This is a genomic window from Dietzia natronolimnaea (assembly GCF_002289575.1).
GTDB classification, from domain to species: Bacteria; Actinomycetota; Actinomycetes; order Mycobacteriales; family Mycobacteriaceae; genus Dietzia; species Dietzia natronolimnaea_A.
Genome location: NZ_NTGA01000028.1, coordinates 1 through 26371, shown reverse-complemented (window position 1 = coordinate 26371; position 26371 = coordinate 1). Strand labels below are relative to the sequence as shown.

The window sequence follows — 26371 nt, the reverse complement described above, 5'->3', positions numbered from 1 at the left end:
CACGGGCTCCGGGCTGTTCACCCGGGCACACCGATCTCCCCGGCCACCCGACGGCCCGATTCGACGGCCCCGTCCATGTACCCGGCCCAGCGGGTGGCGGTCTCCGTGCCCGCCCAGTGGATCGGGCCGACCGCGCGGCGCAGGTGGGGGCCGAAGCGGGTCAGGGTCCCGGGCGCGGCGAACGCGCCGTAGCACCCGCGGCTGTACTCCTCCTCGGCCCAGTCGCGCTCGATGTAGTCGACGGGGTCGCGGGCCCGGGGGCCGAAGTACCCGGCGAGATCCTCCAGCACCTGCGTCCGACGGTCGGCGGGCATCATGCGCGAGCAACGGTCCGCGTGTCGGCCCTCGAGGAACCCGACCAGCACCCCGGGACCGCCGCCCTCCGAGCTGTGGGGGGTGTTGTCGAAGACGGTGCCCAGCGCGCGGGTGTCGCTGTTCGCCTGACCGCTCCACCCGTCGGCGCGCCAGAAGGGCTCGGAGTAGGCCACGTTGACCTTGATCACCCGCCCCATGGGCAACCGCTGGACCAGCTGGTCGCGGTCGCCCGGCAGGCCGGGGGAGTAGCGGATCCTCGACGCGAGCGGCGGCGGCACCGCGATGACCACGTGGCGCGCGCTCACGGTGTGGTGGCCGGTTCGCACGCGGACGGAACCGGCGTCCCACTCGACCGCGGTGACCGGGCTGTCCAGTACCACGCGGTCACCGAGCCGGCGCGCCATCTCGATCGCGATCGTCTGCGCCCCGCCCACCACGCGGTCCTGCTGCGCTCCACCGGCGGTGTCGATCATCGCGTCGAAACCGCCGGCCGAGCCGATGTAGAACGCCGCCCACAGCGCGGACAGGTCCTCGGGGCCGGTCGAGAACACGGCCTCGGTAAGCAGCCGGTAGAACCCGCGGGCCCGCGGGGTGCGGGCGGCGCGTCGGAGCCAGGTGTCGAACGTCTGCGAGTCAAGGCGCTCGGCGCCGGGCGCGGACCACGGCTCGGCGAGCGGGATGCGGGCGGCCATCCGGTCGAGCCGCCACTGGGTCTGGGCGATATCGGCCAGGGTGACGGGGTCGAACCTTGGGATTCGGCCGGTGTACTCCGCCCTGGTACCGCCGAGTTCGGCGATGTTCCGACCCTCGACGTGGGTGGGGAAGGTCTGCAGTCCCAGCTCGCGGATCAGCGCGAGGACGTGGTGCTGGGTGGGGCCGACCCACTGCCCCCCGACCTCGATGGACTGCCCTCCGGCGAGCGTGGCGCCCAGCAGCCTGCCGCCCACACGGTCCCGGGCCTCCAGTACCACCACGTCGTGGCCCACCCGGGTCAGCTCACGCGCGGTGACCAGGCCGGCGATCCCCGCACCCACGACCACCACGTCTACCGCTGAGTCCATACCGAGCCTCTCCACGCCCTCGAATCCCAGGCACGCCCACAGTATTCCGCGCACCCGGTGGCCCGGGGCAGGACGGCGAACTCGATGCGACGGACTCCCACCGTCTGCCACCCTTGTCGGCATGGATACGGACAGGCGTTCCCTGCCGCGCAACTCGTGGCTCTCCCGGGGCGAGCCGCTCGATCGTGGCGACGCGGCCAGCCGGATCAGCGCCTACATCTACGGCAACATCCTGGTGCTCGCGGCGCTCGTACCGATCGTCCACACCGAGAAGTACGTGGGGATCGCGATCGTGCTGGGCACCGCGCTGTCGACGTTCATCGCGCACGTCTTCGCCGAGGCGGTGGGCCACGGTGTGCGTGAGGGCGAACCGCTGAGCCGCGCCGAGAGGCTCGCCGAACTGCGGAACTCGGTGCCGATCCTGAGCTCGGCGGTCCTGCCGTCGCTCATCCTCGCGGTCGGCTGGATCGGGGTGCTCGAGCACGGCACCGCGATTCTGCTCGCGGAGATCACCGTGCTCGTTCGGATCGGTGGCGTCGTCTTTGTGATCGGCCGACTCAACGGTGAGCGACCCAGCCGGACGTGGCTCCTCAGTGCTGCCGCACTCACGGTCGTCGCCGCGACCGTCGTGGCGGTGAAGGTCGCGTTGACGCACTGAGCCGGCGTCACCGTTCGGTCATCGGCGCCGGCCGTACCGGCCGACCGGTCACCTCCCGAACAGCTTCGCCACGAACCCCTCCTTGGGAGCCTGGGCGTGCCCGGGACACCGCTGGGCCGCGGGAACGCGTGACATCACCTGGTCGACGTGCATGCCGCACCCGGCCCACGTCGTCTTTCCACAGGTCTTACAGGTGGCCGGTCGGCACATGGTCGTACTCCTAGTGGTCACAGGGTGCGGCGCGAGTGGCCGCGGGGTCATCGCGAGGTTTCGAGGCGAACGGTCGGATCGCCTGGACCTCGAGATCGAGGATACATACCACTAGGGGTATCCACAACGGGCGCGCGACCGGCCGAGTCTTGACTCCCCTGCCGATGAGTGTCACTGTATTAAGCACCTAATACAGCAACACGGATGGGGGCGCGATGCAGTTCGACACCTCATCTCCGATCTGGGTGCAGCTCGTCGAGGAGTTCTCGCGACGCATCGTGATCGGGGAGTGGGCGGCGGGCGCGAGGATGCCCGGGGTCCGCGAACTGGCGTCCGACCTGGGCGTCAACCCCAACACCGCACAGCGGGCGCTGGCCGAGTTGGAACGGCTCGAGCTGTGCCGGTCCGAACGGGCCAGCGGGCGCTACGTCACCTCCGACGACGCCCGCATCGACGAGGTCCGCGCCGACCTCGCCTCCGGTGCCGCCCACGAGTTCATCCGCCGGGTCCGCGGACTGGGGATGACGCAGGACAAGGCTCGAGAACTACTGGACAAGAGATGGGACGACCATGACCACACCACTGCCCATGCGCACGACGGAGGTGTCTGACGTGAGCATCGTCGAGAACGCCGCTACTACACTCGTCGAGGCCTCGGGGCTGACCATGAGTTACGGCTCCACCACCGCGTTGGACGCGCTCGACCTCCGCCTGACTCCGGGCCAGATCGTGGGACTGCTCGGCGAGAACGGCTGCGGTAAGACCACCCTGCTCAAGATCCTCGCCGGCGTGCTCTCGGGGTACTCCGGCAGCGTGCGGATCGACGGCCACGCGCCCGGCCCCGAGTCCAAGGCGATCGTCTCCTTTCTGCCCGACACCAGCTTCCTCCCGGACTCCGCCCGGGTGAGCTACTGCCTCGAGCTCTACGCCGACTTCTTCTCCGATTTCCGCACCGAGAAGGCCCGGGACCTGATCGGGTTCTTCGGTCTGAGCGAATCCGCCCGGCTCAAGGAGATGAGCAAGGGCATGCGCGAGAAGGTCCAGATCGCGCTGGCCATGTCCCGCGATGCGAAGGTGTTCCTGCTGGACGAGCCCATCTCGGGCGTCGACCCGGCTGCGCGGCAGCTGATCCTCGACGGGATCCTCCGCAACCTCTCCGAGGACTCCCTGCTCCTGATATCCACGCACCTGGTGCACGACCTGGAGCCCATCCTCGACGCGGCGGTGATGATGCGGCACGGCCGTGTCCTGCTACAGGGCGACGCCGACGACCTCCGCGGCCAGCACTCCGCCAGCCTCGATCAGATCTTCAAGGAGACCTACCGATGACGACGACACTGCTCAAGCACGAGTGGCTGCGCACTCGTGGGGCGCTCGGGACAGCTCTCGGCATGATCGCCCTGATCGGGGTCCTGGGCAGCCTGCTCGGGTCCGCCGGGTGGCCCCTTCTCTCCCAGCTCGGGATGGCCCTGGGGGTGTTGGCCGCGGTCGTGGCGGTCCCGGCCGTCCAGCTGGTCCTCGCCGCCGACTACTGGCGTACCGGATACGGCCGCACCGGGTACTTCACGCACTCGATCCCCGTCCGCGGGTCGGCGATCTTCTGGGTCAGGCTGGTGTGGGCGATCATTGCCTCGCTGGCCGCGCTCGTCCTCACCGCCGGGCTCGCGCTGGTGGCCTGGTGGGCGGCGGCCCTGCATTCGGGGCTCACCTCGCCGTCGCTCTCTCTCCTGTCCGACACCTGGGCCGCGGTGACCACGGCCGCGCCGCCGTGGATGATCGCCGCCGGATTGATCGCTGGCCTCTCCTCGTTCCTGATCTGGCCCGTCTACTACTACTTCGCTGTCTCGGTGGGGCACGAGCGGCGCCTGGCAGCGCTGGGAGCCGGCGGGCCGGTCGTGGTGTTCGTCGTGGTCTACGTGGCCACCCAGGTGCTGTCGCTACTGGCGATGCTCGCGCTGCCGTTCGGTGTCGCGATGGACGCCGGCGGTTCGCTCGAGTTCGTGCGCTTCGACATTCTCGGCGAGGTGGCCGCGGGTGCGGCCGCGAGCAACGACGTCATGCCCGTCGGCTTTGTGGCCGCGTCGGCAGTGCTGGTGGCGTACTGCCTGTGGCGCACCGCGCGCTCGTGGAATTACAAGGTCGCCCTGGTCTGACAGGGGTGGGGGTCTGATAAGGATCGGGGGCCTGATACGAGTCGGGCCCCGGGCACAGACGCCCGGGGCCCGCCACCCGCGTCAGTCCCCGGCCTCAGCCAGGAGCCCGTAGAGGCGTTTGCGCAAGCCGACCAGTTCGCGGGTGGCCGCCTCGCCGGCGGCCGGGTCGCCGGTCTGGACGACCGCCCGCACGGCCATGGCGGCCTCCCCGAAGGCCTTCCAGAGGTCGGCGTCGCCGCCCAGTCGGGAGGTGGCCTCCTCGGTGGCGTCGACCCACGGGGCCGGGCGATCTGCGAGCTGGTCGACCTCCGCCCGCCCGGCGTCGGTGAGCTGGTAGTGCTTGGGCCCGGCGTCGTCAGCGGGACCGATGAGACCCTCGTCCTCCAACAGCGAGAGCGCCGGGTAGACCGCGCCCGAACTGGGACGCCAGGTGCCCCCGCTTCGCTCGGCCAGTTCGCGGATGATCCCGTATCCGTTCTGTGGCCCCTCTGCCAGGAGCAGGAGCACGCCGTGCCGGACGTCACCTCGCCGTCGTCGCCGCTGGTGGCCGCGCCGCATCCCGGGACCGTCATCGAACGTCCCGAAGGCCCCTCCCGGGCCGAAGGGTCCGCCGGGCCCGAACGGTCCGCCCGGCCCGAACGGCGTGCCGGGCCCTCCCGGGCCGAACGGCGCCGCGCCGCCACCGTGTTCGTGACGACGGCCCCTGTGGTGTCCGTGCTGACGGCCGGGTCGGCGGCCTTGCCGGGGATGTCCGCCCCCGCCCGGTGTTGCCGATGGGCCGAAGTCGTCCGGCCCGTATGCGTCGTCGATGTTCATCGCGACTCCTTCCGATCTGGGCGCCTGGTCGGCTCCCGTCTGTCTAGAAGTATCCGCGACAGGCGTAAGAATGTCAACGACATATCGCTAAGTGCCGTTTGCGTGGAGCGGTCCACCTGTCAGGCAAGATAAGAATCAATGCGGGGAACACTCAGGTGTGCCCACGCGTTGACCCAGTACGAGTGATTCGTCGGTGACCCGGCGGGGACTCTCGCTACACGACCTTCCCCGACAATCCGAAGGGACCTCGATGCGCAGCAGTAGCAATCCGGTCTTCAGCTCTCTGTCCCAGGACAGCGCGCGTGGCGCCACCCAGCTCGGTGGCGCGGGCCGTGCCACCTTCCAGCAAGGCCAGTACGGCCAGCAGGGCTTCGGTGCCCAGGCCGGGTACGGTGCCCCCCAGGCCCATCCGCAATTCGAGGCGGACACGCGGCCCATGACGATCGACGACGTCGTCACCAAGACCGCCATGACGCTGGGACTGCTCAGCATCGTGGGCGTGATCGCGTTCTACATGATCAGCGTCAACCCCGGTCTGCTCTTCCCGCTGCTGCTCGTCGGCGGCATCGGTGGCCTCGTCGTGGTGCTCATCGCCACCTTCGGCCGGAAGATGGACTCCGCGCCGATCACGCTGACCTACGGCGCGCTCGAGGGCCTGTTCGTCGGCGCGGCGACGTACCTGTTCACCGCCGACATCCAGGGTGGTGGCGTCCTCGGTGCGGTCGGCGCCGCGATCCTCGGCACCATCGGTGTGTTCGTGGGCATGCTGTTCGTCTACAAGACCGGCGCCGTCCGCGTGACCCCCAAGTTCACGCGCTTCCTCACCGCCGCCATCGTGGGCGTGCTGTTCGCGGCGCTCGGCAGCATCCTGCTCAGCTTCTTCACCGGCGGCTCGAACCCGCTGTACAACGGCGGCCCGATCGCGATCGGCTTCTGCCTCCTGTGCATCGGCCTCGCCGCGTTCAGCTTCCTGCTCGACTTCGACAACGCCGACCGCCTCGTGCGCGCCGGCGCCCCCAACAAGATGGCGTGGGGCGTCGCGCTCGGCCTGACCGTCACCCTGGTCTGGCTGTACATCGAGATCCTGCGCCTGATGAGCTACTTCCGCGACTGATCAGCGCGAGCGGTAGCGCCCGCGGCCCCGGCCCCCGACAGGGGAGCCGGGGCCGCCGGCATTTCGGGGGTGCGGGTATCCGGGTGGCGTCGGCGCTTCGGGCGCGGGGTGCTGGAGCGAGGCGGCGGTGAGGTGATGAGGCGCTGAGGTGATGAGGCGCTGGCGAACAGCGCGGAGCGGGGCGGGAGGCGGCCCCCGTAGTCCGGGTTGCGCGTCCGGAATGGACCAATCACGACTCGCATGTGGGTCCGAGGCGGGCATAGAGAACGCGGAACCCGAGGGGCCGCCGTGAATTGCCGACAGGCGGGCACGTCGGGACGGTCGCCGCCGGGGCGGCAAGGCGCCTATGAGACAGTTCAGCGCCGACCGGTCCGGCCGGAGCACTCCCTGATCACCCCTGGGGCGGGAGTGGCACGCCCGGGCGTCGTCGACGTCTCTCATGAAGGTCGCTCGGTCGCGCCGGCGAGCGAGGCGCGTCCACCCAGCGACGCGAGTGGGGCATACCCAACGAAAAGAGCGTTCCGGACACTTCCTCTCGGGAAACGTGTCCGGAACGCTCTTCTCGACGCCGGGGCGCGGCCGCCGGGGCGCGGCCGCCGGGGCGCGCGAGAGCAGGCCGCGCGGGCCGGGATCAGCTGAGGCGCTCGAGCACCATCGCCATACCCTGGCCGCCGCCGACGCACATGGTCTCCACGCCGAACTGCTTGTCCGCCGCCTGCAGGTTGTTGATGAGCGAGGCGGTGATGCGGGCGCCGGTCATGCCGAACGGGTGGCCCAGCGCGATCGCGCCACCGTTGATGTTGAGCTTGTCCTCGTCGATGCCGAGCTCGCGGGCGGAGCCGAGCACCTGGACGGCGAACGCCTCGTTGATCTCGAACAGGTCGATGTCGGAGATCGACTTGCCGGCGATCCGCAGCGCGTTCTTGACGGCCTCGACCGGACCGAGGCCCATGATCTCGGGGGACAGGCCCGAGACGCCGGTGGACACCACGCGCGCGAGCGGGGTGAGGCCGAGCTCCTTGGCCTTGGTGTCGCTCATGATGACGAGCGCGGCGGCGCCGTCGTTGAGCGGGCAGCAGTTACCGGCGGCGATGGTGCCGTCGGGCCGGAAGACCGGCTTGAGCTGCGAGATCTTCTCGTAGGTGGTGCCGGGCCGCGGGCCGTCGTCGGTCGAGACCACGGTCCCGTCGGGCATGGTGACCGGGGTGATCTCGTTGGCGAAGTGGCCGTTCTCGACGGCGGCGACCGCGCGGTTCTGCGACCGCACGCCCCAGTGGTCCTGCTCCTCGCGGGTGATGCCGGTGATCTGCGCGACGTTCTCCGCCGTCTGGCCCATGGGGATGTAGACGTCCGGCAGGGCGTTGTTCTCACGCGGATCGGTCCAGGTGGGGGCGCCGCCCTCGGCGCGGGTGCCGGTGAGGGCCTCGGCGTCGGCGAAGATCGGGTTGTGGGTGTCCGGCCAGTGGTCGGAGGTGCCCTTGGCGAAGTTGGTCACGGTCTCCACACCGGCGGAGATGAACACGTCGCCCTCGCCGGCCTTGATCGCGTGCAGCGCCATGCGGGTGGTCTGCAGCGAGGAGGAGCAGTAGCGGTTGACCGTGGTACCGGGGACGGTGTCCAGGCCGGCGAGCACGGAGACGACGCGACCCATGTTGAAGCCCTGCTCGCCGCCCGGCAGGCCACAGCCCAGCATGAGGTCGTCGATCTGGGTGGGATCGAGCGACGGGACCTTGTCCAGCGCGGCCTTGACCATCTGGGCGGTGAGGTCATCGGAGCGGATGCCCACGAGGGACCCCTTGTTGGCGCGCCCGATGGGGGAGCGGGCGTACGAGACGATCACGGCTTCCGGCATGGAAAGCTCCTTCGTTGCAGTTGAGTGCTAGGTGTGGTCGATCGGGTGACCGGAGTCCGACTGGTCCCGCGGGAGGCGGGCCAGCCGCAGGATCCGGCTCCGGCGGCGGAGGGTGTCCGCAGCCTCGCGGGCATCTCCAGTGCTCTCTGGGTCGCCGTCCACGTCCTCATTATGCAGGTACGTGTTCTCGTCGGCGTCGTCCGCGTCCTCGTGGGTCCGGACGAAGTCGGTCAGGCGCTTGGTCAGCCTGGCCACGACCGACTCGCGCTGCGTGTCGTCCGGGTCGTGTGCGTCCGACGCGGCGGCGGTCTCCGCATCGTCGGCGGCGCTCTCCGCGGCCTCCAGCGACTCGGCGGCCTCGTCGGCGCTGTGGGGCAGCTGCTCTTCCGGCACCTCGTCCCACACCCCGAGCGCCACGCACACGGCGGGCAGCAGCAGTCCGGCGGCGAGTTCGTATCCGGCGGAGTTGGGGTGGAAGCGGTCGGGTGAGAAGAGGCTCTCCCCGCGTTTGTGGAACTCCGGGGCCAGGGCCTCGGCCAGCGAGACGGGCACCCCGCCCGCCCGGCGGACCTGGACTGCCTGGGCCGCGGCCAGGCGTCGACTGAGGGTGGCCATGACCGATCGCAGCGGCTGGGGGACGGGCTTGATGGTCCCGAGGTCAGGACAGGTGCCCACCACCACGTGCGAACCACCCTCGCGCAGCGCCTCGACGGCCTCGCCCACCCGTCGCGCCGAGGGGCCGATCGCATTGCGTGCGGTGACGTCGTTGCCGCCGATGAGGATCACCGAGATGTCGGGATCGCCGTGCGCGATCTGCATGGCCTCGACCTGGCCCGCGAGCCCTTTGGAGGTGGCGCCGACGATCGCCTTGATGCTCAACCGCACGTTCCACCCGGCCTCCTCCGCCAGGCCGCGAGCGAGGAGCACGCCGGGAAGCTCGCCGGGGGAGTCCGCGCCCAGGCCGGCGGCGAGCGAGTCGCCGAAGATCACCATGTGGACATCGCACGTCATGCCGGGCCGCCACGGCTCGGCGGTGACGGCCCCGGGCCGGTAGAGGCCGTCGCCGTCGAAGGGCCGGGAGGTGGGTTTGGGGATCACCCGCCGGGCGGTCCTGGCCTGCTGGGCCAGGAGCTCGTACGCGCCACGGTAGGCGCCGACCGAACCCACGGCCACCAGGGCGAGGTTGACGACGATCTTGCGTACCGGATCATCTGCGTCAGTCATCTGGCGTGGCGTCTCCCTCCGGTGCCGTGGCGTGCGGGGCCGGGCGCCGCGAGCTCGCGGGCCTCCTCTGACAGTTCGACGATAGTCCTGCGTGCCTCGTCGGGCCCCATCGAGAGGTCGACGGGATACTCGACGATCGAGATGTCGGTGTGCACGATCCGCCGCGGCTGCGGTGCGTCGTTGCGGCGTTGGGCCGGATAGACCAGGAATGCCCGGTCCACCCCGAGTGCGGTGCAGGCAGCGAGCAGGCGGTAGTGCTCGGCGGCGCGGGCCCGGCGGTCGGTGGGATACATGGGGACAAACGTGGTGACGGGGCGGCCGTCGACCTCGTACACGAGCCCGGTGGGGACGGAGATGTGATCGCCCTCAGGGGCGGGCGCGCTGTGGCGACCGGCCCTGCCGCCGGCGGCACCGGTCGACCCGGCGTCCCCGGCGTCTCCCTGCTCGATACCCGTGTCCAGATGGACGACGGGGTTCTGCAGCACCCGTCCACCACAGCCGTCGAGGGCGGCGGTCAGTTCGGCCTCCACGAAGCGCTCGAACAGCGCCGGCATCTCGGTGACGAAGGCCGCCGACGCCGCGTGGCCGTCCTCCACCTCCACCGAGATTCGGCGCACGATCCGGTCGGCCAGGGCGAGCGCGTTCTGGAACCGGGCGTTGAGGCGGGTGCGTGTCCAGGCGGGCACAGGGGCGCCCTGGCCGATGAGCGTGGCGTCCGCGAGCCGCGCGTCCACCATCGCCAACCGTCGCCGGGTGGCGTCCGGGAGGTCGGGCAGGAACTGCAGACGGTGCGCGGCGGTGCGCAGGATGCGGTTCTCGGCGATGTCCGGGGTGAACTCCGAGTAGGTGACCTCGAGGGGGATGGTCATGCCCGGGTGGCGGCGGATCTGGTCGCCCAGGCGGATCCTGCCGCGCACGGTGGTCAGTGCCTCGTCGACCCTGCGGTACCCGCGCAGCAGCCCGGACGACAGGGCCTGGTGCGCCAACGCGGCCATGGACTCGGCCACGGAGACCCACAGCTCGTCGTCGTCTCTCGCCGCGACGGCGGACGGGAGGAACGCCGACTCGGCCGCGTGGTCGAGCAGGAAGAACAACTGCGTCAGGCCGAGGTTGGCCGCCGGGAGGACCCTGACGGCCAGCCCTTCGACGCGGACCGAGCCGACGCTGCCGCACGGGATCAGCCGCCAGGTGTCGCGGCCGGCGGGCAATACCTCGACCAGCCGGGTCTGGGACAGGTGCTGGGCGCCCTCCCAACTCAGGGTGACGAGCCGGCCGCGTCTGTCGAACTCGTCGAACTCGATGGTCTCCGACGCCGCGGAGCCCGCCGAGGAGGAGTTCACGCCCGGCCGATCTTCCGACGCAGTGTCGCGAGCCCGAAGCGCTCGTGGACCTCGGCTCGCGACAGGCGCCCGTAGTAGTGCTCCTCGAGCAGTGGGAGCAGGTCGTACCGCCAGATCGCCTCGAGCCCACCGGGTTCGGTGGCCCGGTCCTTCATGAAGTACGACGGCCCGATGCGCAGGTCGCGGTCCGAGTCGTCGATCTCCGAGTTGAGCGCCTCCAGCAGGTCGGCGGGCTCGGTGGTCTCGCCGCGGGCCTCGAGGTGCCGCCGCAGCACGCCCGCGACGGGCGGGGTGTCCGGGTGGAGTTCCATGAACGCGAACCGTCGGCGGATGGCCGCGTCGACCATGGCGATCGACCGGTCGGCGGTGTTCATGGTGCCGATGATGAACAGGTTGCGCGGCAGCCGGAACGAGGTGTCGGGGCTGTACTGCGGCAGGACCGTGCGGTCGCGGTACTCGAGCAGGAAGTACATCTCGCCGAAGACGCGGGCCAGGTCGGCCCGGTTCATCTCGTCGATGATGAGGAAGCTCGGATGCTCCCGGCCGGAGTCCGACGTGGCGCGCGCGGCCTGGCGGCGCAGCGGCCCGGCCTGCAGGGCGAAACCAGGCTGGCCCGACTCGGTCAGGGTGGGCCGGTAGCCCTCGAAGAAGTCCTCGTAGGCGTAGCTGGGGTGGAACTGGACGAGCTGGACGCGGCTCGGGTCGTCGGCGCCGGCGAGGAAGCGGGCGAGCTCCTGCGCCAGGTAGGTCTTGCCGGTGCCGGGGGGCCCGTAGAAGACGATCTGCTGCCGCTCCTGCAGGGTGTCGACGATCTCCTGCAGTTCCCTGCGCGGCATGTGCAGGCTGTCGGCGAGCTCGTCGGTGATGTCGGGGAGGGTGGGCACGGTTCCGGCGCCCGGGGCCTCTGCCACCTGGGACTCGGCGGAGTGCCGGCCGGGGTGCATGGCCGCGAGAAGCGCGTCGAGACCGTCGGTGAGATCCACGACCGTGCCGGGCTCGCCGATCAGCTCCGAGAGCGGGCTGGGGAGGGTGTCCAGGTCGAGCGTGACCGAGTGCCACCGCACCGAGCGCTCGAGTTGCTGGCCGCCGTCCTCCACGTATCCGAGGTCGTCGGTGAGGGTGCCCAGGTGCAGTTTGGCGTCGGCGACCGTGGCCACCACGTCCTGGGGGCTCATCCGGGAAAGGAAGGTGTGCAGCTCGGCCGTGAGCTGGAACCGTGCCTGGTAGTCCAGGTGCGGATAGCCCTGCTCGACGGCCTGGGACACCTCGAGCCGACTGGCGTGGGCGGGGATGCGGGGCAGGTGCGAGGCGGGCAGCGCGATCCGGTTCTGCGCGACCCACTGCCCGGCCTGGCCGACGCCGCCGCGACCGGGCCGGACCAGCCAGGCGCGGCGGGAGTGGTCGTCGCGGTGGCGCTGCCACTGGTTGGCGATCGCTCCGCGGTACCAGTCGACGGGCTGCCCGAGTTGGGCGGTGAGGGTCTCGGCGATGCGGTGCAGGTCCTGGTCGATGTCGAGCTCGTCGATCCCGGACGGCCCGCCGATCAGCTCGGCGAAGGCGTCGCGGATCCGGGTCTTGTGTTCGTGCTTGACGACCGGCTGGAAGTACCCGGGCCAGGCGAGATACTGCAGGCTGTAGCGGATGGCCCGCCAGTCCCCGGGCGTCGAGCGGGCGGCGCGCTGGAACTCCCACGGGTCCGTGAGCGCCGCGTCCCGCTCGGCCGACTCCAACTCGGCCCAGTGGATGATGAACGTGCACAACCACCGCAGGTGTTCGCGCATCTGGACGTTGAACCCCAGGCCACCGGTGAGCGGGCCCTTCTCGCCGAGCGCCTCGTCGAGCGCGTCGGGGATCTTCGGCGCGTCGTCCACCCAGGACAGGACGTCCCGGATCCGCCCCCGCTTGAGGCGCGCGGTGACCGTGGACAGGGGCAGCTGCTGGATGTAGAGCAACTCGGCCGCCAGGAGCACCACCGGCCGCGGGGCGCCCTCCAGCTGGTCGTGGAGCGCCTGCATGACCGGGGAGCGAGTGGAGCCCGCGGCGTCCGCGCCGGTGTGCTCCTCGGCGTCTCCGTCGAGGCGTCGGACCAGCTCTTCGGCGACCTCGGGGGTCCAGGTGTAGAGCTCGTCGTCGAACGGTGACTGCCCGGTGCGCAGGGCCGGTCCCAGGACCTGCTCGGCCGCCGCCTCGATCTTCGGTGCGGGGCCAGGTGGCCTGTCATGGGAACCGTCTGTCACGTGGACTCCTGCTACGCCGGCGCGGGATCGGGCTGGTCGACCCGGGCCCGATGGACGTGGAAAACCTACCACCGGGCCCGTCGTGGCCGGTCAGCTCTGGTACGGCTCCGCGGTCACGATCGTCACGGAGACGGACTTGCCGTTGGGGGTGGTGTACTCGCGGCTCTCGCCGACCTTCGCGCCCAGGATCGCGCGACCCAGGGGGGAATCGGGGGAGTAGATCTCGAGGTCGTCCTTGCCCGAGCCCTCACCGCGGGTGCCCACGAGGAACGTCTCCTTGGTGTCCTCGTCCCCGTTGTAGTACGCGCGGACGACGGAGCCCACCAGGGCGACGCCGGTCTCGGTGGGCGTCTCGCCGACCTGGGCGGTGGCCAGCAGGTCGTCGAGCTGCCGGATCCTGGCCTCCTCCTGGCCCTGCTGCTCGCGGGCGGCGTGGTACCCGGCGTTCTCCTTGAGGTCGCCCTCCTCGCGTCGCTCGTTGATCTCGGCGGCGATGACCGGACGGTTGGCGATCAGCGCCTCCTTCTCGGCCATGAGGCGGTCGTACGAATCCTGGGTCAACCAGTAGCCCTGGGTGTCGTTCGCCATGAGAGCGCACTCCAATCTGTTCGTGTGTGTGCTGCTGTACGAAAAACACGGCCCCGCGAAAGGAGCCGTGCTGATGGGACGATGCTAACACAGCGGTGACCTGCTGCGGGACCGCAGAAGCCCTACCTGCGCAGGTAGTCCGGGATGTCGTCACCGCAGCCGTAGGCGTCGGCCACGAACGCGCGGGCGGAGGTCGCGATGGACATGTCGACCTGGATGGCGCTGTTCGCGGACGGGGGCACGTAGACCTCCCGCCGGCCGACCTCGCCCTTGGTCTGGTCCTGGGCGCGGACGATGCAGTACGCGGCTGTCCCGGGGTCGTCTCGGGTGACGGTCATCACCACGTCGGTCCGGGAGTCGTCGACGACCGTCACGCCGATCACCTCGGCGGAGATCGTGGGGGTCGAGCTGAGCCGGTAGCCGGCGACGGCGCCGGCCACCACGAGGGCGCCCACCAGGAGGACGAGGAATCCCGCGACCACTTTGCCCGTCACGCCGGATCCGGAGTCGTCGTACCGCCCGGCCGGCGGGGTCCCCGCCGCCTGCGGCGCCACGTCCGACCTCGCCTCACTCATGGTCCCCAGGGTATCCGGGGGCGGTGGACGGGCCTCCCCGGGGGCACCGGTGCCCGGTGTGTCCATAGAATGAGTCATCCCGATCCCCGAGCTCTGAAGAACGGCAGGTGCGACGATGGCCGGTCTCCGGCTGATGGCGGTGCACGCCCACCCCGACGACGAGGCGTCCAAGGGCTCCGCGACCATGGCCAAGTACGTGGCCCAGGGTGTGACCGTGCTGGTGGAGACGTGCACCGGCGGGGAACGGGGGAGCATCCTCAACCCCGCGATGGACCGCCCCGACGTCGTGGCCGACCTCGTCGGTGTGCGACGCCGGGAGATGGCCCGCGCGGCCGACATCCTGGGCGTCGAGCACCACTGGCTGGGCTTCGAGGACTCGGGTCTGCCCGAGGGTGACCCGTTGCCGCCGTTGCCTCCCGGATGTTTCGCGCTTGCCGACGACGACGAGGTCACCTGCTCCCTGGTCGCCCGGATCCGGGAGTTCCGCCCGCACGTGATCATCACCTATGACGAGAACGGCGGGTACCCGCACCCGGATCACCTGAAGGTGCACTCGGCGTCGATGGCCGCCTACGAGGCCGCAGCGGACCCCGCCCGCTACCCCGGGACCGGCGAGCCGTGGGCGGTGGCCAAGGTCTACTACACGCACGGTTTCCCCAAGAGCCGTCTGGAACTTCTCGACGAGGAGTTGTTCGCGCGCGACGGAGTCCGGCACTTCGCCGAGTTCCTCTCTCGCTGGGGCGACCGTCCCGACATCATGGAGCGGGTGACCACCCGGGTGGAGTGCGCCGACTACTTCGAGCAACGCAATTCGGCGCTGCTGGCCCACGCCACGCAGATCGACCCCAACGGCTGGTTCTTCGCCGCCCCGGTCGAGATGCAGCAGCGGGTGTGGCCCACCGAGGAGTTCGAACTCGCGGCAAGCCGGGTGGCCGTACCGGCGCGAGCTGAGGGAGAATACGAGTCAGACCTGTTCGAGGGCGTCGACCCGTACGTCCCGCTGCCGGTCGGACCGAGCACAGCGAAGGACCCGCGATGATCACTCTGGGACCGGACGTCCAGATCCTGGCGCACCAGGCGGCAATGGTCTTCGCACAGAACCAGTCGCCGGGCACCCCGGGGTACAACGACCATCCGATGGGGCCGGAGTTCGGCAAGGCCTCGCCGATCGGGATCCCGGTGGTCCTGCTGCTGCTGGTGGCCACCGTGCTGCTGATCCGCAACATGAACAAGCACATCAAGAACCTGCCCGAGACCTTCGACACCGATCATCCCGAGCCGGACCAGCTGGCCGACGAGGGCACTGACCGTGCGGGGGTCGAGGGGGGCGCCCCCGCCGACCCCCGCTGACCGTCGCTGCGGCCTACCGCCTCTGACAGGTGAGAGTGGGTGTACGGCGCGGCCGGATCCCAGGTCACGAGCCCGGACGCCCGGTAGTGTCATGACCCGTGTCCGCGCCCCCCGCAGTCCGTGTTCCCGCCTGCCTCCTGCTCGCCGTCGCCCTCGCCGCCCCGACCCCGGCCGGTGCCCAGACCGTCGTCGACGGGCCCACACTCGGGGTCGCGGAGGTGCTCGAGTTCCCTGACCGGAGCGCCGAGGTGGCGGTCCCGATCCCCGTCCCCGAGGGTCTGAGTCCCCGGACGATGAGCACGACGGTGCAGCTCCCCGTGGACCTCGATCGAGGGCAGCTCGAGGCGTGGTCGGGAGATCTGTTACTGGCCCGGGAGGACCTGCGTCCCGATGTCGAGTCGCAGCGCGTCACCATCCCGCTCGATCGCGGGCGGGTGCTCAACGGCGTGCTGGACCTCACCCTGCGGACCGTCCTGCACTCCCGCGGGGAGGCCTGCCCGGACTGGGATGACCGGCCCCTGGAGCTGCGCGACACCGAGGTCGACTTCGCCGGCGAGCCCGAGGCCCCCACTGTGTTGGCCGACTTCGTCCCTCCGGTCCTGGAGCGACTGGAGATCTACCTCCCGGACGAGCCGACCTTCGCCGAGTCGGAGGCCGCTGCCGCGTTGGCCCTCCTTGCCTCGTCGAGGTTCGGGCGGACGGGTCTGGAGATCGAGGTGCTCCCTGCGTCGGGGTCCAGGGCTCCGGAGGCCTCGCCCTTCACCCGCCGAGCGGAGATCCGTGAAGCCGACGAGTCCCGGATCGACCTGACCGACGACGCCGTCCCCACCGTGGAGATCACGGGCGATTCCGCCAGCCTCGGTCGCCAGATGCGGTCGGTGACGAGCGATCTGTGGTCACTCGCGGTCGCGGGCTCGGCCACCCTGGACTCGTCGACCCCGGCGCCCCGCGCGCTGGTGACCGAGGCGACCCTCGACGAACTCGGACTGGGATCGCGCTCGGCGCGGTCGGTCGGTTCCGTCACCGCCGGCTTCGGATTGGACCAAACCAGCCTGGGCCAGGTCACCGGGGACGTGGCGGTCGATCTGGTGGGGTCGTACTCGCCGCCCCCGGCCGATCGCAGCGGCCTGCTCGTGGCCTCGGCCGGTCAGACGGTGCTGGACTCCTGGACCGCCGACCCGACCGGGTCCTTCGACCGCACCGTGACCGTGCCCGCCGGCGCGCTGAACCGGTACACCGACATCACCGTCTCTCTGCAGACCTCGGGCGCGGGCGCGGCGTGCGGAATCCTCCAGCCGTTGACCATGATCATCGACGGATCCTCCCGGATCCGCCTCTCCGACCCGGCTACCCCCGCTCCCGCCGGGTTCGGCTCCCTGCCCCAGGCGCTCCTGCCCCGCCTGCAGGTGGCCACCGGCAGCGGTTCGCTGGAGGACACCGCACGGGCGGTGGCGATCCTCGCCGAACTGCAGACGCTGTCCGCCACTCCTCTGCTGCCCGAGTGGGTCAGTACCGACACCCTGGTGGAAGGGGACGTTCCGGGACTTCTCGTGACGTCCGAGTCCGTCCCGTCCGATCTCGAACTGCCCCTGACCCTGACCGGGGGCCGCACGCTGGAGGTGATGGGAGCGCGGGAGGGCCAGCCGGCCACCCTGCGGTTCTACGAGGACGTGGACTTCGCGTCGATGCAGGTGGTCCAGGACGGCGACCGAGCGCTCCTGGTGGCCTCGACGAACTCGGGGTCGGCCGAGCTCGACCGCACCCTGGAATGGTTGGACGCCGAACCGGGTCGGTGGTCGATGTTGGCCGGCAATGTCCTGTTCACCGCGCCGGACCGGGAGCCGGTCGAACTGTCCACGGCCGAGGCGGTCGATGTGGACGTCAGCCAGGACGAGGACACCGGCGGTGTCCGTACCGCGCTGATCATCGGTCTGGCGGTCACGCTGGCGGGGGCCGCGATCGCCGGGATCGTCTGGGCTGTCACCCGGCGCCGTCGGGTCAGCCCGCGGCGCTGATGTCCGCCCCTGTTCGCCGCGTCGTCCTGGGCGAGGGAGCGGACCACGTCGCGAGATGGGCGCTGCTCGTGGTGCTCGCCGCCGCCGGGTTCTGGCAGACGTGGGCGCGGATCGCCGGGGAGGTGATGGCGGGCTCCGGTAGCGAGGTCGTTCTCGCCGCCCCCGTCGGCGCCGTGCTGACCGCGGTGGCGTTCCACCTGCGGCGCCGGCCGGAGTTGCCCATCCACGACCGGCAGAGCGACAAGATCGCGGGGACGATCATCCTGGCGATCGCGCTGATGATCGAGTGGCTCGTGCTGCCCAGGTACGCGGACAGCTACGTCCTGTTGCATCTGGATCTCGTTGCCGCCTGGCTCTTCCTCCTGGGCGGGTCGGTGTTCTTCTTCGGGACACGCCGTACCTTCCGGTACTGGCCCTCCTGGTTGCTGCTCACCGTCGCGACTCCGGGTGCGTTACGACTCTTCGTCTTCGCCCTGGGTGGGGACCGGTGGGCTCAGGTGCTGGTGATGGTGCTGGTGGTGTCTGTGGGGCCGTTGGCGATCCTCGGTCCACCGGCACTGCGCCGCCTCCGCGGGGCCGGCTCAGGAAATGGTCAACGGTCGGGTGGTCCACCCCTGCCCTCGCTGGTGGTCTCTCCGCGTGAGGCGTGGCGCAGCGCACCTCTGGTGACCGTCGTGGCCGTGCTCCTCGCCCTTGCGCCGCTGCCGGCGGGGATCGATGAACGACTGTCCCTGGGGCCCGACGCCTCGAGCGGGTCGGGGCAGATACTCCCCCCGGGCTGGCAGGAGCTCGAGACGATCGACTACCCGTGGGCCGAGCGGATGTTCGGGCCGTCCGCCACGCTGGAGCGCCAGATGATCAGGGCGACGCGTGTCCGGGCGGACTGGGACGAACTCCTGCGCCCCAGGGTCGCCGCGGTGCAGACGCTGACCGTCAAGGATCCCGGGGTGCTGGAGGTGTTCCCATTGGAGATGATGTTCGATCTCAGTTCGGCACGGGTCAGCCCGCCCCGGGAGCTGCCACTCAATCGAGGGGTCACCGCGCGGTACCGGACGGTGATCGACGACGAGAACCTACTCACCTGGAGCGTGATGTCGTTCATCTGGACACGGGCGGGGGACAGGATCCAACGCGTCACGCTCATCACCGTGGACAACCACGAGTTCGACGCCGAGTTCCCCCCGGCCGTCCCGGGCACCCGGTCGTTCTCCCGCCTGCTCAACCTCTTGCTGCGCGGCGCCGGCGCGGTCATCGACACAGACCCCCAGGAGAAGGACCTCGATATGCTGACCGAGCTCGCGACCGATCTCGTGGAGGCGCAGTGGACGGACGAGTAGATCCCGCGGCGGCGACCTCCGAGTCCGCCGATCCGGACGCGAGCCGTAGCGAGGCCGCGCTCCACGACGCCGTGCACGGGTTGTTCGAACGCGACCCGTTGGCCTCGGCGGCGGTGCCGTTCGTGCCGTGGCAGAAGTGGGCCGGGCTCGCCGGGATCGCCGTGCTGATCCTCGCCCTGGTCCTGGCCACCACCCCGACCCTCATCGCACTGACGGCGGTGAGCACGGCGGTCTACCTCATTACGCTCGGCGATCGCCTGCTCCTGCTCAGCCGTGGCCTGGCGCGGGAGTCGATCCTCCACGTCGAGGACGATCGCGCCCTCGCCGTGACGGACTCCGACCTGCCCACCTACACGGTCCTGGTACCCGCCTACAACGAACCGGAGGTGATCGGCGACCTCATCGACGCCGTCAGCTCGATCGACTACCCGGCGGACAAGCTGGAGGTGTTGTTACTGCTCGAGGCCGACGACGACGTGACGATCGACGCCGCGGAAGCGGCCGGCCTGGGGGAGGTGTGCCGGATCCTCCGGATCCCCCCGGCCGATCCCCGCACCAAGCCCAAGGCCTGCAACTACGCCCTGCACTACGCCACCGGGGAGATCATCACGATCTTCGATGCCGAGGACCGCCCCGATCCCCTCCAACTCCGGCGCGTGGCGGTGGCCTTCGCCGAGCTCGACGACGACGTGGTGTGCGTCCAGGCCAAGTTGGCGTTCCACAACGGGTCGCAGAACATGCTCACCGCGTGGTTCACCGCGGACTACGCCCTGTGGTTCAACTTCCTCCTGCCCGGGCTGATGAAGTCCAGCTCACCCATCCCGCTGGGCGGCACGTCGAACCACATCAAGGCGGACGTGCTGACCGAGATCGGCGCGTGGGACCCGTACAACGTCACCGAGGACGCCGACCTGGGGGTGCGAATCGCCGCGCGCGGACACCGGACGGCAGTGCTGGACTCCACCACCCTGGAGGAGGCCAATCCCGACCCCATCAACTGGATCAGGCAGCGCTCGCGTTGGTACAAGGGGTACCTGCAGACCTGGCTGGTGCACATGCGTCAGCCGATCAGGCTGTGGCGCACCCTCGGCACGGTGAGCATGTTCCGCTTCACCACCCTGCTGGCGGGAACCCCCGTGATCGCCTGCCTCAACATGGTGTTCTGGCTCATCACCCTGTCCTGGATCCTCGGTCAGCCGGCGATCATCGCGCAGGTCTTCCCCGCCTACGTGTACTTCCCCGCGTTGATCTGCCTCGTCCTGGGCAACTCGACGATCCTCTACTCGAACTTCATCGCGTGCCGGGAGACCGGCAACGCGGCGCTGTGGTGGGCGTGCCTGACCGTCCCGCTGTACTGGGTGCTCATGTCGATCGCCGCGATCAAGGGGACCTACCAGCTGTTCGCCAACCCCTCCTACTGGGAGAAGACCGTGCACGGGTTGGCGTCATGACACGGGTTGGCCTCGTGAGATCCCGTCCCGTCGCCGTCTTCTGCGCGTTCACGCTGCTGTACCTGGCGGTGGGGCTCTACCTGTCCCTCGGTGCCAACTACCTGCAGGGCGATGCGTTGAGCCGCGTGGCCGACACCCGGGCGGCGCTGCTGTCCAGAGACCCGCACCTGGCGGCCATCGGATTCATCTTCACCCCGCTCACCGCGCTCGCCCAGCTCCCGCTGGTCAGTCTGTCCGGGTGGTTCCCGGGCCTCACCAGGTGGAGCCTGACCGCGGTGGCGGTGAGCGCGCCGGCGATGGCGGCCGCGGTCACCCAGATCCACGCTCTCGCGACCGAACGCCGGTGCCCGGCCTGGTTCACCTGGGGGGTCACCCTGGTCTTCGGGTTGCACCCGATGATCGTCTACTACGGCGCGAACGGCATGAGCGAGGCCCTGTTCGTCTTCTTCGTGGTGTGGGCCGTGCGCCGCCTGGTGCGGTGGATGACCACGGATGACGTCCACGATCTGATGGTGGCCGGGTTCGCGCTGGGGATGTCCTACCTCGCCCGCTACGATGCGCTGGCCGCCTCGGGCGCCGCGACCCTCGTCGTCGTGGTGGTGTCGTACCGTCGCAGCCGCAGGACCGAGACGGCGATTCTCGACGGCGTGATCCTCGCCGCGCCCACCGCACTGGCGTTCCTCGTGTGGGCGGCGACCAGCTGGCTGGTGACCGGCAGCGCACTCGCGCAGTTCTCCTCGCGCTACGGCAACGCGGCTATCCTCGAACAGTCCGGAGGGGGTTCCACCGGGGGGCTGTCGGCCCTCGAGTTCTCGGCGGCCGAGATCGTGGTGCTCGCCCCGGCGCTCGGTGTGGTCCTGCTGGTGTGCGTGGTCCTGGCGGTACGCCGTCGGGACCCCGAACCGCTGGCCGCGGTGGTCCTGGTGGCGGTGCTGGGCTTCGCGGTGTTCACCTATCTCCGCGGTATGACCTTCCCGTTCCTGAGGTTCTATATCAGCGCCATACCGCTGCTCGTGGTCCTGGCGGTGTTCTGCGTCCCCCGCGGTGGCGTCATGACCACCCGACGACCCGGGCCCCGGGCCACCGCGAGAACGCAGGACCGGCTCGCCGGCGGACGCCTCGTCCCGGTGGGAATGCTCCTCCTGCTCGCGGCGGGAGTCCCGTTCAGCGCGGTGGCCATGGTGTCCCCGTCGCTGTCCCAGGAGCAGCACGCCCTGCACGCCGTGATCCTGCCCGAGTCGGGTGACAGGTCTCCGGAACTCAGGTTGCAACAGGAGGCCATCGTCGCGTCGTTCGACACCGAACGCCGGCTCGCCGACTATCTGGACTCCCTCGGACTCCCCGACGGGGCCGTCATCATGGACACGGTCCACGGATTCCCGATCATCGCCTCCACCACCAGGCCCGAACAGTTCGTCATCCCCTCGGATCGCGACTTCGTCGAAATCCTCAACGACCCGGCGGCCAACGGTGTCCAGTTCCTGCTGACGGTGCCCGCCGAGGGGCGTGGAACCTCCGACGCGCTCAACCTCCGCTACCCGACCGTCCACGAGAACGGGGCCCAGCTCGGCAGCCTGGAGTTCGAGGTGGTCAACTCCGGTAGTGACCGCCCGACCTGGAGACTGTGGCGGGTGTTCGACTAGGTCGGCGGCGAGTCTGAACGGCGGGTATGAATGCACAGAAAAATTCATTAATTCTCGAACAGAGGTCGTCTATCGTCGCCTCATGAAGACCGCTCCGTTCGTGGGACTACTGGTGCTCGTCATGACGCTGGCCTGCGCGGCGCCACCGGATTCGCGATCTCAGGTGCAGCTGCATCGCGCCACGGTCTCCGGAGGAGAACTCCACCTCGACGGCCAACCCTGGTGGCCCACCGGGCTCAACGCCTACCAGCTGGCCACGGACTGGAGCGTCAACCGGGGATGCGGCGCGATGGTCGACCTCGACGCGTACTTCGGTTCACTTCCGGACGGTGCCGCCACGCGATTCAACGTCTTCCAACAGCTCGCCGTGAACAAGTTCACCGGGGCCCTGGACTTCGCCCCGATCGACGCGGTCTTCGCCGCCGCGGAGCGCCACGATCAGATGGTGATCCCGGTTCTCGTGGGCCAGGACGGCGCCTGCGAGGACGAGCAGTACAAGGACCGCGACTGGTACCTGGGCGGCTGGGAACAACCCACGGCGATGCCACTGAGCTACCGCGACTGGGTCACGACCGCGGTCGAACGGTGGTCGGGCTCGCCGGCGATCGCGGCGTGGGAGCCGATCGGCGAGCCCGAGACCGCGGTCTGCGGAACGGCCGACTGCCACTGGCAGTACCGGACCTGCCCGGCTGACTCGGCGGAGGTTCTGCGTGAGTGGACCGACGAGGTGGGGCAGCTGATCAGGCAGCGCGACCCCGGCCGACTCATCACCGCCGGCCTCCTGGGTGGGGATCAGTGCGGCCTGGTGGCCGACGGGTACAGGCTCATCGCCGAATCCCCGTACGTCGACGTGCTCCAGTATCACGACTACGACAACGCGGGATTCCTGCCATTGCGCCTCGCGCAGACCGACAAGCCGCTCGTGGTGACCGAACTCGGGATCGCCGCGGGCTCCTGCCTGTCGCTCGAGGACCGCGCGGACTTGATCGGCGACCGCATCGACGACTACGAGGCGATGGGCGCCGCGGGAGCCATGCTGTGGGCGTTCGTGCCCGACCCCAGGCCGAACGAGTGCACCTACGACATCGGCCCGGATGACCCCATCCGGGCGCTGCCCCAGATCGCGCGGAACTAGGTCTCGCGCGCCACGGGGCCGGGTGCACCGGCGAGACAGGGCAGCCTCACGGGATCAGTTCGCCCCACCGAGCAGATCGCCCATCGGGACGAAGTCGCCGAACTCGTCGTCGTCGTTCCTCCTGCCCCGGCCCGCATCCGACCGGGTCGGCGCCACCGCACCGGGGGCCACCCCGGCGAACCGCAGCATGTAGTCGGCCAGTTCCGTGCCGACGCGCTGCGCGCGGGTGGACAGCGACTCGCCCTCGCCACCCGGGGCGACCGCCCCGAAGTCCTCGGACGCCGCGAACACCGTGGTCGGCACCACGTCGGCCTTCAGGTATGCGAACATCGGGCGCAGCGCGAAGTCGATCGCCAGCGAGTGCCGGACGGTGCCGCCGGTCGCCCCCAGCGCGACCGGGACGCCCGCCAGCGTTCCGGGGTCGATGACGTCGAAGAATGACTTGAAGAGGCCCGAGAACGACTGGTTGTAGGTCGGCGTCACCGCGATCACCCCGTCCGCGCGGCCGATCTCCTCGAGAGCCGCGCGCAGGGTGTCACCGGGGAACCTGGTGAGCGTGGCGTCGACGACCTCGTGGGCGAGCCCCCGGACCTCGAGGACCGTCACGTCGACGTCCTGACCGTGACGCTTCAGGGCCTCACGGGTGGCCGAGGTCAGCCGGTCGGCCAGCATCCTGGTGCTCGACGGCACCGAGGTGCCGGCCGAGACCACGACCAGCCGCAGCGGGCGGGCGTCGGGCGAGTGGGTGGGGGTCACTTGTTGCTCCTTCCGGCCGGTGCCTGCGCGAGACGGGACTCGGTGCGGCGGGCGCGCGCCAGCGACTGCTCCTGCGCGCGCTGTCCGCCCTCGACCGTCAGGCCGGTCCAGTTGTCCCCGGTGCCGAACCGGTAGGCGTCCGAGTAGGCGGGCTCGCCCTCGGCAGCCAGTGCGGCGTCGCGTGCGGCGACCCGGGCTGCGTGGGTCGGTCCGTCCGGCACGTGGGCCGGCCGCTTCGCGTCGAGTTCCCGGCGCAGGACCGGCACGATCTCGGTGCCGAGGATCTCGATCTGCTCCAGGACGGTCTTGCGGGGCAGCCCGGCGTGATCGATGAGGAACATCTGGCGTTGGTAGTCGCCCACGTGCTCGCGCATGGTCAGGTAGCGGTCGATGACCTGCTGTGGGGAGCCCACGGTCAGCGGGGTCTGGGCGGTGAAGTCCTCGAGCGACGGGCCGTGGCCGTACACCGGTGCGTTGTCGAAGTAGGGGCGGAACTCGTCCACGGCGTCCTGGCTGTTGGGGCGCGCGAAGAATTGACCGCCCAGGCCCACGATCGCCTGATCGGCCGCGCCGTGGCCATAGTGCTCATAGCGGCGGCGGTAGAGCTCGACCATCTGCTTGGTGTGGTGGATCGGCCAGAAGATGTTGTTGTGGAAGAACCCGTCACCGTAGTAGGCGGCCTGCTCCGCGATCTGCGGCGAGCGGATCGACCCGTGCCAGACGAAGGGTGCGACCCCGTCGAGCGGGCGCGGGGTGGAGGTGAACTGCTGGAGGGCGGTCCGGAACTTGCCCTCCCACTCCACCACGTCCTCGTGCCACAGGCGGTGGAGCAACTCGTAGTTCTCGATCGCCAGCGGCAGTCCCTGCCGGATGTCCTGACCGAACCACGGGTAGACCGGTCCGGTGTTGCCGCGCCCCATCGTCAGGTCGACCCGGCCCCTGGCCAGGTGTTGGAGCATGGCGTAATCCTCGGCGATCTTCACCGGGTCATTGGTGGTGATGAGCGTCGTGGCGGTGGACAGGATGATGTCCGAGGTCTTCCCCGCGATGTAGCCGAGGGTGGTGGTGGGGGAGGACGTCACGAAGGGCGGGTTGTGGTGCTCGCCCAGCGCGAAGACGTCCAGGCCCACCTGCTCAGCCTGAATCGCGTACTCGACTACCGCTTCGAGGCGCTCGTGCTCGGTGGACACCTGCCCGGTGTGGGGGTCGGGGGTGATGTCTGCGATGGAGAAGATCCCGAACTGCATGACGGCGAGCCTTTCAGTCTGTTGGTGCGTTCCATCTTGTTGGTGCGTTCCATCCTAACTTGCTGACATGTCAAACAGCAGGGGGGTGCGGAGTATTCCGTATCACTCGGGGGGCTTGACATCACTCGGGGGGCTTGACGAATCGCACGTTCCGCCACGAACCGGGGCGTCGGGGTGTGAGGATTCTGCGACTGGCAACAGGAGGCGCCGTGACCGAGTGGATCGTCCGAAGGTGGGTCCGTTTCGGCCACGACAGGCTCTACGCCGCGACCCCGGGCGGAACCGACCTGGGATACCTCGATCTCGCCACCGGCCGCTACCACTCCGACGACCTCAGCAACCTGCCGCTGTTGCGCAAGGCGATCGAGGACCACATGGACGCCCGGCCGGACGGGAGGTCAGTGCGAGAGTTGGACCGGCGACCTCAGGGGAACGGTGCACCGACGGCGTCTTCAGCCGGGACCCCAGCGGCGCCACCGACGCTCCCGACACCGCCATCCCCGACGCCGCTGTCACTGTCGCCGGGGCCGGTCGCGGCGACCGCCCCGGTTCCGCCTCTGACCACAGCGCCGCCTCTGACCACAGCGCCGTCAACCGGATCCGGGCTGAGGTGGCACGATCTCTCGGGCACTCGCGCGGGGGCGGCCGCCCGCGAGCGGGCTCTCGCCGAACGGGAGGCGCAGGGAATGGTGCGCCACATGTTCGCCCGGGTCTTCGATGCGAAGACGGACGAGCGCGCGTGGCGCATAGGTGCTGATGGTGAGCAGGCGGTCGGTGACCAGCTGGCCGCACTGGATGCTCGGTGGAGAATCCTGCACGCCGTGCGCGTGGGGGAGCGGGGTGCCGATATCGACCACGTGGTGATCGGACCGGGTGGCGTGTTCACCGTGAACTCCAAGAATCACCCCAAAGCCTCGATCTGGGTGGGCGGCGACACCTTCATGGTCAATGGCAGTCGGGTTCCGTACATCCGCAACAGTCGGCATGAGGCAAGGCGCGCATCCCGTCTGCTGGCGGAGCATGTCGGCTTTCCGGTGCCGGTCACCGGAGTGATTGCGGTGGTGGGAGCACGCCGGGGATTCACCGTGAAGAACCAGCCGAGAGATGGCGCTGTGACGGTGGTGACCAGGCGCGGCATCAGGCGATATCTCACATCGCAGCCGCAGCGACTGGGATTGCGCGAGATCGACGCGATCCACGAGGTCGCCAGACGATCCACGACGTGGCAACGCTGAACCCGATCAGGACCCTGTCAGGCGGGGTGGGGGCGGTGGGCGCCGGGTGGGTTGGTGAG

23 protein-coding genes are annotated in these 26371 nt (G+C 70.0%); 13 read left to right on the top strand and 10 right to left on the bottom strand.

What is annotated here, in order from left to right:
• Positions 1-17: 17 nt before the first annotated feature.
• A complete protein-coding gene (locus CEY15_RS14945) occupies positions 18-1376 on the bottom strand; it encodes a flavin monoamine oxidase family protein (RefSeq protein ID WP_095719100.1) in 1359 nt (452 codons plus the stop codon).
• A 121-nt stretch (positions 1377-1497) separates the two neighbouring features.
• Here CEY15_RS14945 and CEY15_RS14940 point away from each other — a divergent pair, with 121 nt between their 5' ends.
• The 4 genes from CEY15_RS14940 to CEY15_RS14920 all read left to right on the top strand — a co-directional run bounded on the left by CEY15_RS14940 (position 1498) and on the right by CEY15_RS14920 (position 4397).
• Positions 1498-2034, top strand: coding sequence for a hypothetical protein (locus CEY15_RS14940; RefSeq protein WP_095719099.1), 537 nt, complete (start codon positions 1498-1500; stop codon positions 2032-2034).
• A 425-nt stretch (positions 2035-2459) separates the two neighbouring features.
• Entirely contained in the window at positions 2460-2855 is a 396-nt protein-coding gene (locus CEY15_RS14930) for a GntR family transcriptional regulator (protein WP_095719097.1), read from the top strand.
• 1 nt (position 2856) lies between these two features.
• Complete coding sequence (locus tag CEY15_RS14925) at positions 2857-3573, top strand: ABC transporter ATP-binding protein (RefSeq protein WP_245847645.1); 717 nt, start codon at positions 2857-2859, stop codon at positions 3571-3573.
• Positions 3570-4397 (top strand): hypothetical protein, encoded by an 828-nt coding sequence (locus CEY15_RS14920; RefSeq protein ID WP_095719095.1) that lies wholly within the window; start codon positions 3570-3572, stop codon positions 4395-4397. The genes CEY15_RS14925 and CEY15_RS14920 overlap by 4 nt, the downstream gene beginning before the upstream one ends.
• Positions 4398-4478: 81 nt before the next feature.
• On the opposite strand, the gene CEY15_RS14915 is transcribed toward CEY15_RS14920, so the two are convergent.
• Complete coding sequence (locus CEY15_RS14915; RefSeq protein WP_217987107.1) at positions 4479-5213, bottom strand: PadR family transcriptional regulator; 735 nt, start codon at positions 5211-5213, stop codon at positions 4479-4481.
• Positions 5214-5463: 250 nt separating this feature from the next.
• Between CEY15_RS14915 and CEY15_RS14910 the strand changes: the two genes are divergently transcribed.
• Positions 5464-6327, top strand: a complete 864-nt coding sequence (locus tag CEY15_RS14910) for a Bax inhibitor-1/YccA family protein (protein WP_095719094.1) — start codon at positions 5464-5466, stop codon at positions 6325-6327.
• Positions 6328-6958: 631 nt separating this feature from the next.
• On the opposite strand, the gene CEY15_RS14905 is transcribed toward CEY15_RS14910, so the two are convergent.
• The 6 genes from CEY15_RS14905 to CEY15_RS14880 form a co-directional block, all read right to left on the bottom strand.
• The gene (locus CEY15_RS14905) at positions 6959-8179 is read right to left on the bottom strand and encodes an acetyl-CoA C-acetyltransferase (RefSeq protein WP_017835778.1); all 1221 of its coding nucleotides are present in this window, start codon (positions 8177-8179) and stop codon (positions 6959-6961) included.
• A gap of 27 nt (positions 8180-8206) precedes the next feature.
• The gene (locus CEY15_RS14900; protein ID WP_095719093.1) at positions 8207-9403 is read right to left on the bottom strand and encodes an SGNH/GDSL hydrolase family protein; all 1197 of its coding nucleotides are present in this window, start codon (positions 9401-9403) and stop codon (positions 8207-8209) included.
• On the bottom strand, positions 9400-10743 hold the full coding sequence (locus tag CEY15_RS14895) for an McrC family protein (RefSeq protein WP_095719092.1): 1344 nt from the start codon (positions 10741-10743) through the stop codon (positions 9400-9402). Before CEY15_RS14895 ends, CEY15_RS14900 begins: the two co-directional genes overlap by 4 nt.
• Complete coding sequence (locus CEY15_RS14890; RefSeq protein WP_095719091.1) at positions 10740-12980, bottom strand: AAA family ATPase; 2241 nt, start codon at positions 12978-12980, stop codon at positions 10740-10742. The genes CEY15_RS14895 and CEY15_RS14890 overlap by 4 nt, the downstream gene beginning before the upstream one ends.
• Before the next feature lie 90 nt (positions 12981-13070).
• The gene (greA, locus tag CEY15_RS14885; protein ID WP_017835774.1) at positions 13071-13568 is read right to left on the bottom strand and encodes a transcription elongation factor GreA; all 498 of its coding nucleotides are present in this window, start codon (positions 13566-13568) and stop codon (positions 13071-13073) included.
• Between the two features lie 122 nt (positions 13569-13690).
• Positions 13691-14143 (bottom strand): DUF4307 domain-containing protein, encoded by a 453-nt coding sequence (locus CEY15_RS14880; RefSeq protein WP_017835773.1) that lies wholly within the window; start codon positions 14141-14143, stop codon positions 13691-13693.
• A 115-nt stretch (positions 14144-14258) separates the two neighbouring features.
• On the opposite strand from CEY15_RS14880, the gene mca reads away from it, so the two are divergent.
• From mca to CEY15_RS14845, 7 genes are all read left to right on the top strand, one after another.
• Entirely contained in the window at positions 14259-15182 is a 924-nt protein-coding gene (gene mca / locus CEY15_RS14875) for a mycothiol conjugate amidase Mca (protein ID WP_095719090.1), read from the top strand.
• Positions 15179-15493, top strand: a complete 315-nt coding sequence (locus CEY15_RS14870) for a hypothetical protein (protein WP_176475138.1) — start codon at positions 15179-15181, stop codon at positions 15491-15493. The genes mca and CEY15_RS14870 overlap by 4 nt, the downstream gene beginning before the upstream one ends.
• 98 nt (positions 15494-15591) lie before the next feature.
• A complete protein-coding gene (locus CEY15_RS14865; protein WP_095719089.1) occupies positions 15592-17508 on the top strand; it encodes a hypothetical protein in 1917 nt (638 codons plus the stop codon).
• Complete coding sequence (locus CEY15_RS14860; RefSeq protein WP_095719088.1) at positions 17508-18845, top strand: hypothetical protein; 1338 nt, start codon at positions 17508-17510, stop codon at positions 18843-18845. The genes CEY15_RS14865 and CEY15_RS14860 overlap by 1 nt, the downstream gene beginning before the upstream one ends.
• The gene (locus CEY15_RS14855; protein WP_095719087.1) at positions 18830-20296 is read left to right on the top strand and encodes a glycosyltransferase; all 1467 of its coding nucleotides are present in this window, start codon (positions 18830-18832) and stop codon (positions 20294-20296) included. The genes CEY15_RS14860 and CEY15_RS14855 overlap by 16 nt, the downstream gene beginning before the upstream one ends.
• A 14-nt stretch (positions 20297-20310) precedes the next feature.
• Entirely contained in the window at positions 20311-21939 is a 1629-nt protein-coding gene (locus CEY15_RS14850) for an ABC transporter (protein ID WP_245847644.1), read from the top strand.
• 82 nt (positions 21940-22021) lie between these two features.
• A complete protein-coding gene (locus CEY15_RS14845; protein ID WP_095719085.1) occupies positions 22022-23074 on the top strand; it encodes a beta-mannosidase in 1053 nt (350 codons plus the stop codon).
• A 54-nt stretch (positions 23075-23128) separates the two neighbouring features.
• Here CEY15_RS14845 and CEY15_RS14840 read toward each other — a convergent pair whose 3' ends face one another.
• Together CEY15_RS14840 and CEY15_RS14835 are read right to left on the bottom strand one after the other, a co-directional pair.
• Positions 23129-23830 (bottom strand): CE1759 family FMN reductase, encoded by a 702-nt coding sequence (locus CEY15_RS14840; RefSeq protein WP_095719084.1) that lies wholly within the window; start codon positions 23828-23830, stop codon positions 23129-23131.
• Complete coding sequence (locus CEY15_RS14835) at positions 23827-25077, bottom strand: LLM class flavin-dependent oxidoreductase (protein WP_095719083.1); 1251 nt, start codon at positions 25075-25077, stop codon at positions 23827-23829. The genes CEY15_RS14840 and CEY15_RS14835 overlap by 4 nt, the downstream gene beginning before the upstream one ends.
• Before the next feature lie 698 nt (positions 25078-25775).
• Between CEY15_RS14835 and CEY15_RS14830 the strand changes: the two genes are divergently transcribed.
• Positions 25776-26312 (top strand): nuclease-related domain-containing protein, encoded by a 537-nt coding sequence (locus CEY15_RS14830; RefSeq protein WP_245847643.1) that lies wholly within the window; start codon positions 25776-25778, stop codon positions 26310-26312.
• The last annotated feature ends 59 nt before the right edge of the window (positions 26313-26371 follow it).